Source organism: Steroidobacter sp. (genome assembly GCF_016790065.1).
Taxonomy (GTDB): domain Bacteria; phylum Pseudomonadota; class Gammaproteobacteria; order Steroidobacterales; family Steroidobacteraceae; genus Steroidobacter.
In genome coordinates, this window is the sequence record NZ_JAEUPY010000335.1 from 1 (window position 1) to 8,946 (window position 8,946).

An 8,946-nucleotide genomic window follows, 5' to 3' on the forward strand; every position below is an offset into this window, starting at 1 on the left:
CACGCTCAAAGCGTAGAGGAGCACACCCTATGTCCATCGTATTCAATCGGCGCGCCGCGCTGCTCGCCGTCATCGTTGCCACCACCTGCGCCGTGACCGCGCAAGCCGACAACGCCAAATCCGAGTGGAAGCCGCTATTCAACGGCAAGAACCTCGACGGCTGGAAACACGTCGGCCCAGGCGAAATCGTGGTCGAGAATGGCGTGCTCAAAACCGTCGGCGGCATGGGCCTGCTGTGGTACACGGGCGAGAAGATCGGCAACGCGACCATTCGCATCGTCTACAAGGCACCGGATGACAACGGCGGCGGCAACTCCGGCGTGTTCATCCGCATTCCCGAACAACCCACCGAACCGTGGATGCCCGTGAACAAGGGCTACGAAGTGCAGATCGACGACAGCGACGACGACTGGCATCGCACTGGCGTGCTGTATTCGTTCACCAAGACGCTGGCCCAGCCCAAGACCGGCGAATGGAACACGATGGAAATCACCCTCGAAGACGAGCGCACCGTGGTCACCGTGAACGGCACCAAGGTCACCGACTTCAAGGAAGGCTCGCCGGTGCCGGAGAAGAAACAAAAGCACGAACCGGATCGCGGCAAGCGCGCCGCCAGCGGCTACATCGGGCTGCAGAACCATGACGCCCGGGACACCGTGTACTTCAAGGAAGTGAGCGTCCGAAAGCACAAGTAAGCGCCTTTCAGGCCCGCCGGCGCTGTTTGACAGGCAGCGCCGGTTTCCTGCAATCTTGGCCATGTAACCCGTTACAAATTCCAACTCCAAGCGGTCCGACCGGCGCACCGGTGACAGGGGGACTTTTGAATCCGATCACCACTCGGCTCAGCGTCATGATGTTCCTGCAGTTCTTCATCTGGGGCGGCTGGTTCGTCACGCTGGGCACCTTCCTGGGCGCCACCTTCTCGGCCGCCGGCGGCGACATCGGTCAGGCCTACTCGACCCAGAGCTGGGGAGCGATCATTGCGCCGTTCATCGTCGGCTTGGTCGCCGACCGCTACTTCAATGCAGAGCGCATCCTCGGTGTGCTCCACCTGATCGGCGCGCTGCTGATGTACTTGATGTACAGCTCCAGCGGCTTCGCCTCGTTCTATCCGTATGTGCTCGGCTACATGATCATCTACATGCCGACGCTGGCGCTGGTGAATTCCGTGTCGTTCCGTCAGCTGACCGATCCCGCCGCTCAGTTCGGCAAGATTCGCGTGTGGGGCACGATCGGCTGGATTGCAGCTGGCCTGTTCATCAGCACCATCGGCTGGGATGCGCAGCAAGCTGTGGCAGCGGGCGCGCTGCGTAACACGTTCCTCATGTGCAGCGTCATCTCGCTCGTGTTGGGCGTGTACAGCTTCACCCTGCCCGCCACGCCGCCGGTCCGCGTCGCGTCCCAAAGCGTGATCTCTCAGGCGCTGGGGCTGGATGCTCTGCGCTTGCTCAAGGACCGGAATTTCGCGGTGTTCTTCATTTCCTCGGTGCTGATCTGTATTCCGCTGGCGTTCTATTACCAGAACACCAACATCTTTCTGGCTGAAATCGGCGTAGCCAATCCCACCGGCAAAATGACCCTCGGCCAGATGTCCGAAGTGTTGTTCATGCTGTTGCTGCCGGTGTTTCTGAATCGCTACGGCATCAAGAAGACGCTGCTGATCGGCATGGCCGCCTGGGTACTGCGCTATGTGCTGTTCGCCTTCGGCGCGCAAGATTCCGTATTGGTGCTGCTGATCGGCGGCATCGCTCTACATGGCGTCTGCTACGACTTCTTCTTCGTCTCCGGACAGATCTACACCGACTCGAAGGCGGGCGAGCAATACAAGAGTTCTGCACAGGGTCTGATCACGCTGGCGACGTATGGCGTAGGCATGCTGGCCGGCTTCAAAGTCGCTGGCCTGATCTACGATCAGTATGCGTTGACCGGCGGCCATGACTGGAAAGCGATCTGGCTGATCCCGGCGGCACTGGCGGCAGCCGTGTTCGTGTTGTTCGCGCTGGCTTTCAAACCGGAATCGATTCAGCGCAACGGTGCATAATCGATGCGTTCAGAGCCGTTCACCAGCAGAGTATCCCGTGTCCTCCAGCCGCGTTACTTCGATCCGTCAGGTCGCCCGCCAGGCCGGCGTGTCGATTGCCACCGTCTCCCGCGCCTTGACCACTCCCGACAAGGTCTCGGAGAAAACCCTTAAAAAGGTGCTCGCCCAAGTCGAGCGCAGTCGTTACAAGCCGAATCTGCTGGCGCGCAACTTCCGCAGCAAGCGCGCCTATTCGGTGGTGGTCCTGGTACCCAACATCGCCAATCCGTTCTTTGCCGAAGTCATTCGCGGCATCGAGCAGATTGCGCAACAACAGGGCTACGCAGTGCTGCTCGGAGACACTGAAGGCCGCGAAGACCGTGAGGCCTACTATGTGAGCCTGGTAGAAACACGCCAGGCCGATGGCTTGATCCAACTGCACCCGCGCCTGCCCAAGGCCGCGCGAGGCGCGAATGGCACATTGGATATTCCGCTGGTCAATGCCTGTGAGTACATCGAGGATGCGCCTTGCCCGCGCGTCGGCATCGACAACATCGCCGCGGCTCGCGAAATGACCGCCTATTTGCTCGGCCTTGGCCACCGCCGCATCGGCGCGGTTCTCGGACCTGACTCCAGCCCGCTCACCGCCGATCGTTTGCGAGGTTACAAACTCGCGCTGCGCGCCGCCAAGATTGCAGCGGACGACTCGCTGATCGCACAAGGCGACTTCTCCATGAGCTCGGGCCGCGCCGCCGCCGAGCAGCTGTTCAGCACCAAAAAGCCGCCGACCGCGATTTTCTGTTTCAACGACGAGATGGCGCTGGGCGCCATCCGTCATCTCAAGAGCACCGGCCGCTCGGTGCCGCAAGACGTGTCGGTGGTCGGCTTCGACGACATCGAATTCGCCAGCTTCTGCGATCCGCCGCTCACCACCATCGAACAGCCCACCCGCCAGATCGGTAATAAAGCCATGTCGCTACTATTCGACATGCTGAACGGCGGCAAGCCCGAACCCACAATGCACACCCTGCCGATTAAACTGATCGTGAGAGAGAGCGCGGGACCTCCACCCAAGCGCTAGCTAAGCCAACCACTTAAGGTGAGCCATGCCGCTGATCGATACTGCCGGACTCCAGAAGGAATACGACGTTATCGTGGTCGGCTCCGGCGCCGCCGGCGGACAAACGGCGTACACCTTGACGCTGGACGGCGCGAAAGTGCTGATGCTCGAAGCGGGCCGTAACTACGTGCCCGAGATCGAGACACCGATGTTTCATACGCCGGACCAGGCACCGTTACGCGGCACCTCGACACTCGACAAGGAGTTCGGCTTTTACGACGCCACCGTCGATGGCGGCTGGCAAATCCCTGGCGAGCCTTACTCGAGTGCATCCACCGACGCTGACCGAACCTTCTGGTGGTGGCGTGCTCGCATGCTGGGCGGGCGCACGAATCACTGGGGCCGTATCTCGCTGCGTAACGGGCCGTACGATTTCAAGCCGAAGACGCGCGATGGGCTCGGCTTCGATTGGCCGATTTCGTATCGAGACGTCGCGCCGTACTATGACAAGGTCGAGATGCTCATCGGCGTGTACGGCGAGAACAACGGGCTGGAGAACACACCCGATTCACCTGCCGGTTGTTTGCTGCCCGCGCCGAAGCCTCGGGCATCCGAAGCACTGATTCAGAAGCACGCGAAAAAGACCGGCGTGCCTGTGATTGCCATTCATCGCGCCGTGCTGACCCAGCAGCTCGACTTCAAGCGTAACGCCGCTTTGCTTCATCCCGGCAATCCTCGCGCACAGCAAATCGTCGCCGACAGTATGCGCGCACGTGCGCCGTGCTTCTGGGCAACGCCTTGTGGTCGTGGGTGCTCGATCAAAGCGAACTATCAATCGACGACGGTGCATCTGCCGCCTGCGATGGCGACCGGCAATCTCGACATCCTGCCCAACGCCATGGTTCGCGAGATCGAGATGGCGAAGAATGGCCTCGCCTCTGGCGTCATCTTCATCGACAAGACCACCGGCAAGGAAGTACGCGTTCGTGGTCGCATCATTGTGCTGGCAGCCAGTGCGTGCGAGTCGGTGCGCATCTTGTTGAACTCGAAGTCCGCACAGTTCCCGCAGGGGCTCGCCAACTCCAGCGGCAAGGTTGGCAAATATTTGATGGACACGGTCGGCGCCAGCGTCACCGGCCAGATTCCGTTGCTCGAAGACGTGCCGGCCCACAATGAAGACGGCGCCGGCGGCGAACACGTGTACTCGCCGTGGTGGCTCTACAAAGAACAAATGGCCGGCAGGCTCGACTTCGCTCGCGGCTATCACATCGAGATCGGCGCTGGCCGAGACATGCCGTCATTCGGCGCCACCGCCGGTCTCGCGAACGTCGTCGGCGGCTACGGGAAGAAATTCAAGCAGGACATGCGGCGCTACTACGGCTCGTTCGTCAGCCTGGTCTGTCGCGGCGAGATGATTCCGAACGAAGACTCGTATTGCGAGATCGATCCGGCTAAGAAAGATCAGTACGGCATTCCCACGCTGCGCTTTCACTGGAAGTGGTCGGAGCATGAGCAACGGCAGGCACTTCATTCTCACAAGGCGTTCACTGAAGTCATCGAGAACATGGGCGGCCGCGTGACCAACAAACAGGATCTGCTGCCCGGCGGTTTCATCATTCACGAAGTCGGCGGCGCCATCATGGGCGCCGACGCGCGCTCGTCGGTGGTGAATCAGTGGGGCCAGAGCTGGGACGTGAAGAACTTGTTCATCACCGACGGCGCACCCTTTGCCTCCAACGCCGACAAGAATCCGACCTTGACCATCATGGCGCTCGCCTGGCGCAGCGCTGACTACATGCTGGCCGCGATGAAGCGGAAGGAGCTTTGACATGGACTCACTTCGCGTTGATCGCCGCACGGCTCTGAAGTGGGTGCTCGCCGCTAGCGCGGCTCTGCAGCTTCCCGCTGGCGTTGCTTTGGCCCAGGAAACGGCGAAGAGCGTGACTGGATACGGCAAGGATCCGAACCTGCTGAAGACTTACCAGATCGGCGAACTCTGGCCTTTGACCTTCAACGATCAGCAACGCTCGACCGCCAGTGTTTTGAGCGACCTCATCATTCCGGCCGATGAAGAATCGCCGGCCGCATCCAAAGTCGGCGTGGTCGACTTCATCGACGAATGGATCAGCGCACCCTACCCGGACCATCGCGATGACAAGCCGGTCATCGTGAACGGCTTGGCTTGGCTCGATCGGGAGTCGCAGCGTCGTTTCAAAAACACTTTCTCTGCTTTGACCGAGAAGGAACGCGTCGCGATCTGCAACGACATCAGCGCCTTGAAGCCGGCGGCTCCGTTTGTTGAAGCGGGTGTGTTTTTCTCGCGCTATCGCGCGATCACCGCGGGCGGGTACTACACGACGCCGGCTGGAATGAAGGACCTACGGTATGTCGGAAACGTGGCGATGACGACGTTCGACGGGCCGCCGTTGGCGGTGATGAAAAAACTCGGCCTCGCGTAAGCCGCAGGGACTGGCTCCCGCGCCTCGGGAACCAGTCCTCGTCGGTTATCTACTTGGGGCGATAGACGGCGCAGAGCTTGTTGCCATCCGGATCGCGCACGTAGGCCAGATACATTGCGCCCACACTGCCATCGCGCAGCCCCGGCGGTTCTTCGATCGACTTGCCGCCGTTGGCGACCGCCGTGTCATGAAACTTTTGAAGTTGCTCGACTGAGTCGCACTTGAAGCCAATGGTGCCGCCATTGGCAAACGTCGCCGTCTCACTGTTGATCGGCTCGGTCACGCCAAAGCTGCTGCCGTTGTGTCGGTAAAACAGCCGTACGTGGCCAGTGGCCGCCACATTGCGGAACGCCTCGCCCGCGCCAATCGTCGCCAGCACCGCGTCATAGAAGCGCTTCGAGCGCTCGATATCGTTCGAACCCACCATTACATGACTGAACATTGCTTCTCCTGAATTCTTTGTTGCCGGGGTCGTGTGCGCGAGCCCGATGCCGGCATTATGCCTCTGAGCGGGACGCATTTGTCCAAGCCTGCTCCGCGGTACTGCTAGGCACTCGTGACGTTCTTTTCCACGAACATCTCCACGAACTGCAGCGGCGACAAGGTTCGATTGTGCTCCTTGGCGATTTCCTGGTTCTGCAGCCACATCTCCCGGATCTCAGTCCGGATGTTGGGATCGAACTGCAGCTGCGCAATGATGATGTCCTCCCAAGTGCCGGAGCAGTTATAGATCTGCTGCAGCTTCGGCTCCATCGCACGCAACCCCGCCTCGCTCTTGGGATCCAGCTCGCCGATGCATTCCAGCACGAACGAGTCCACCAACTTGAGCAGCGGCTTGCCGAGGTATCGGTCTTGCGGCTTCGCTCTTTTCTTGAAGAGGCTGAACAGTCCCATAAGGTCTCTATCTCACAGCCTGAGCCAAGACTACGCCACGCCCTCAACCATGCAATACCGCCTCAACGATCTCTCGCACGCGCGCCATCGTGATGCCCTGTCGCTGCTCGATGGCCAACGGATGCTCGGCAAGCTCCAGCTCGATCAGAGGCCGCTCGCCCAAGGGTTGGGTGAGGACGCGCGTCCTCAGACTCAACGTAGACTGGCTGTACGGCAACGAACTCTGTAGCCAACCAAAGTACGGCGGCTCGGACTCGCGCCCTGCCGTGTGCCAGAGCTCCGAAGCACGACGGAAATTCTCCCGACTCAGCGACACCCATGCAAGCCAGCAAAACGACTCCGGTCCATCGACGACCGGCAGCATGACCCTACCCAGGATGAAGTAGTGCTCGTTGTCGACGATGCACTGATCCGACGATATCTGGCCGCGCTGCTCTCGCTCCGCTTCCGACATCTGCAACCAAAGCGCAGGCGCCGGCGACCCGAAGCAAAGCGGCAGTTCGTCGTGATACTGGCCGCAAGTTGTGCAATCAAATCCCATTCGGCGACTCCCGGCGACTTGCTTTGTCCAGCGCAGACCTTTTGACCACGACAGTATCCGCTATCAAATCATGCAAGCCCTGGCGGCGCGCCGTGAACGCCACGAATAGCGGCCCGATAACGATTGCCGAGGAAACCAACATCGCGAGATAGCGAAACGCTGCGTTGCTGAGAGTGAGTTCCGATCCATCTGAAGAGACGATCACTAACCCGCACAGCCTCTTACCCGGCGTCCCATGCCAGCCGCCAGACCAGAACGGAATGCAGTACGCCGCCCAGATTCCGTAAACGATTGCACTTTCTAACAGCAGGCTTTGTTCGGCATGAAGCAGCCGCTCGAGCACCATGATCGGGATGATCAGAATGGCGAGGTCGATGAGAACTGCAAGAACCCGGATCCAGAAACCGCCGTGCTCGACTTGAGCGATCGCCCGCAAGTCGTACCGCTTCACACCATGCTCAGTCATTGCCGACATCCCGTCAGGGGCGATCCCTGTTGATGAGTCCCATCCAGCGCGCCCCCATGAAAGCCAAGACGAGCATCAGAGAGATACCGATGAGGCAGATGATGACGAATCCTGTGTACTGCATCGTTCCGACCTGATGAACTGCGCCGAGCTTTCCCGGGGAAAAGCCATTCTCTATCGCACGCAGCAGAGCTCGAACGATATAGGCGCCGCCAATCATGGAGCCTGCGATGGCAACCAAGCCCGCCGGTAGATTCCTCATGGCATCCCCTTCCCCACAGTCGCACGCACCGGAATGCCTGCAGGATCGAAGTCGTCGAGACAAAAAACGTTGATGCCCAGGAAATCCGGGGTCACTCTCTTGCGGTGAAAGGGATAGATGCCACAAACACTACAGAAGTAATGCCGCGCTGTGCGCGTGTGGAACTAATACTCCGTCAGTGACTCCGCCCCGCTCAGCAGAGTGAACTTGCTCTCGTGAACCTTCACCATCAATGCGTTCTTCCTGGAGCAGATCGAACAATCACAGGTCGTCAGCTCAGGAAAGTCGGTCTCAATCTGAAATTGAACAGCGCCGCAATGACAGCTGCCCCGGTAACGCTTCATCTGCCTGGTAGTCATATTCTGGAAGCTCAACGCCTATGGCATCCTCACTATAACCAACGGCGAACGCGCCGAGTGTACTGCTGCCAAGTCGAACCATGCGTTCGAGCCAGCCAAGGCTCTTCACCGAACACGACCCGCAAGTGGAAGGCAACGCCAACGGCAAGCATATAGCCCAACAGGCCACGGGACTGGAACGAGACAGCCCACCCCAGCAGGATCAAAGCCACCGCCACATACATCGGGTTGCGACTGTAGCGATAGAGGCCTACTACGACCAACTCCTGCGGTGGCGCCCACGGGGCCAGCGTGCCCTTGCCGGAAACATAAAAATCCCGAACACACCACAACAGGCCCGCCGTGCCGATGACGATCATGACGAGTCCGAACGGCCACCGGAGCGACAGACCAGTGAGCCAAATCCAACCGCCAGGCACGAGGAACGCCACGGTGCCGGGAAGCGCCAGGAATGCAATGAGGGCTCGTGTAAAAATCGGAGTGGGCTCTAGCGGCTGCGCTTCTCACAGATCTAAGTTTGCGCTTGGGCGGCACACTCAGCGTCGTTGACAGCGAAAGTAATCCGCTCATTTCCGTCCAGGGAGGCGGTAGGATGTTCGTCCTTGTAGCTGCTGACGAGACCGTCTTTGAGATCCACCTCAGCCAGCATCAGCTTTGCCCCGCGCTCTCTGCCGCGGCTATCGACCGAGGCTATCCGCAAACCGTAATGGATGCTCGACGACCCTTTCAGGGTTGCATCCTCTAGCGTCGTGACCTTCTGACTCAGGCCGATGATCACGATCTTTCCTCCCTCTACGACAACGGGCAGTGCGCCGCGTAACGCACATATCGGACCGCCAAAACCGCCCTCGCTGTAGTCCAGCTTTGGCAGGACCAAGAACTCCG

Annotated in this window: 12 protein-coding genes and 1 pseudogene; 5 read left to right on the forward strand and 8 right to left on the reverse strand. The window is 59.9% G+C overall.

What is annotated here, in order from left to right; translation table 11 throughout:
• Positions 1 to 29: 29 nt before the first annotated feature.
• From JNL55_RS13970 to JNL55_RS13990, 5 genes are all read left to right on the forward strand, one after another.
• A complete protein-coding gene (locus JNL55_RS13970) occupies positions 30 to 695 on the forward strand; it encodes a DUF1080 domain-containing protein (protein WP_293854051.1) in 666 nt (221 codons plus the stop codon).
• 125 nt (positions 696 to 820) lie between these two features.
• Complete coding sequence (locus tag JNL55_RS13975) at positions 821 to 2,041, forward strand: nucleoside permease (protein WP_293854055.1); 1,221 nt, start codon at positions 821 to 823, stop codon at positions 2,039 to 2,041.
• 37 nt (positions 2,042 to 2,078) lie between these two features.
• Entirely contained in the window at positions 2,079 to 3,101 is a 1,023-nt protein-coding gene (locus JNL55_RS13980; protein ID WP_293854059.1) for a LacI family DNA-binding transcriptional regulator, read from the forward strand.
• A 25-nt stretch (positions 3,102 to 3,126) separates the two neighbouring features.
• Positions 3,127 to 4,908 carry a GMC family oxidoreductase gene (locus JNL55_RS13985; RefSeq protein ID WP_293854063.1) on the forward strand — a complete coding sequence of 594 codons (1,782 nt, stop codon included), beginning with the start codon at positions 3,127 to 3,129 and terminating at the stop codon, positions 4,906 to 4,908.
• 1 nt (position 4,909) lies between these two features.
• The gene (locus JNL55_RS13990; protein ID WP_293854067.1) at positions 4,910 to 5,539 is read left to right on the forward strand and encodes a gluconate 2-dehydrogenase subunit 3 family protein; all 630 of its coding nucleotides are present in this window, start codon (positions 4,910 to 4,912) and stop codon (positions 5,537 to 5,539) included.
• 49 nt (positions 5,540 to 5,588) lie between these two features.
• On the opposite strand, the gene JNL55_RS13995 is transcribed toward JNL55_RS13990, so the two are convergent.
• The 8 genes and pseudogenes from JNL55_RS13995 to JNL55_RS14025 form a co-directional block, all read right to left on the reverse strand.
• Positions 5,589 to 5,981: a VOC family protein gene (locus tag JNL55_RS13995; protein ID WP_293854071.1), complete on the reverse strand. Its 393-nt coding sequence runs from the start codon at positions 5,979 to 5,981 to the stop codon at positions 5,589 to 5,591.
• A gap of 104 nt (positions 5,982 to 6,085) precedes the next feature.
• Positions 6,086 to 6,433, reverse strand: coding sequence for a hypothetical protein (locus tag JNL55_RS14000; RefSeq protein WP_293854076.1), 348 nt, complete (start codon positions 6,431 to 6,433; stop codon positions 6,086 to 6,088).
• Between the two features lie 43 nt (positions 6,434 to 6,476).
• Positions 6,477 to 6,974, reverse strand: coding sequence for a DUF2199 domain-containing protein (locus JNL55_RS14005; RefSeq protein ID WP_293854081.1), 498 nt, complete (start codon positions 6,972 to 6,974; stop codon positions 6,477 to 6,479).
• Entirely contained in the window at positions 6,964 to 7,440 is a 477-nt protein-coding gene (locus tag JNL55_RS14010; RefSeq protein ID WP_293854084.1) for an RDD family protein, read from the reverse strand. Before JNL55_RS14010 ends, JNL55_RS14005 begins: the two co-directional genes overlap by 11 nt.
• Positions 7,441 to 7,453: 13 nt before the next feature.
• Positions 7,454 to 7,702 (reverse strand): hypothetical protein, encoded by a 249-nt coding sequence (locus tag JNL55_RS14015; RefSeq protein WP_293854087.1) that lies wholly within the window; start codon positions 7,700 to 7,702, stop codon positions 7,454 to 7,456.
• Positions 7,699 to 8,046 (reverse strand): annotated as a pseudogene (locus tag JNL55_RS37440) (GFA family protein). Before JNL55_RS37440 ends, JNL55_RS14015 begins: the two are co-directional and overlap by 4 nt.
• Before the next feature lie 47 nt (positions 8,047 to 8,093).
• A complete protein-coding gene (locus JNL55_RS14020; protein WP_293854089.1) occupies positions 8,094 to 8,492 on the reverse strand; it encodes a methyltransferase family protein in 399 nt (132 codons plus the stop codon).
• Between the two features lie 80 nt (positions 8,493 to 8,572).
• Positions 8,573 to 8,946, reverse strand: a 374-nt coding sequence (locus JNL55_RS14025; protein ID WP_293854092.1) for a hypothetical protein, incomplete at its 5' end; no start/stop codon positions are given.

Excerpts from the sequence above, each read along its gene's own strand:
- JNL55_RS14010 (WP_293854084.1), bottom strand. The coding sequence starts at position 7,440 with ATGACTGAGCATGGTGTGAAGCGGTACGACTTGCGGGCGATCGCTCAA.
- JNL55_RS14005 (WP_293854081.1), bottom strand. The coding sequence starts at position 6,974 with ATGGGATTTGATTGCACAACTTGCGGCCAGTATCACGACGAACTGCCG.
- JNL55_RS13970 (WP_293854051.1), top strand. The coding sequence starts at position 30 with ATGTCCATCGTATTCAATCGGCGCGCCGCGCTGCTCGCCGTCATCGTT.
- JNL55_RS13985 (WP_293854063.1), top strand. The coding sequence starts at position 3,127 with ATGCCGCTGATCGATACTGCCGGACTCCAGAAGGAATACGACGTTATC.
- JNL55_RS13995 (WP_293854071.1), bottom strand. The coding sequence starts at position 5,981 with ATGTTCAGTCATGTAATGGTGGGTTCGAACGATATCGAGCGCTCGAAG.
- JNL55_RS14015 (WP_293854087.1), bottom strand. The coding sequence starts at position 7,702 with ATGAGGAATCTACCGGCGGGCTTGGTTGCCATCGCAGGCTCCATGATT.
- JNL55_RS13990 (WP_293854067.1), top strand. The coding sequence starts at position 4,910 with ATGGACTCACTTCGCGTTGATCGCCGCACGGCTCTGAAGTGGGTGCTC.
- JNL55_RS14000 (WP_293854076.1), bottom strand. The coding sequence starts at position 6,433 with ATGGGACTGTTCAGCCTCTTCAAGAAAAGAGCGAAGCCGCAAGACCGA.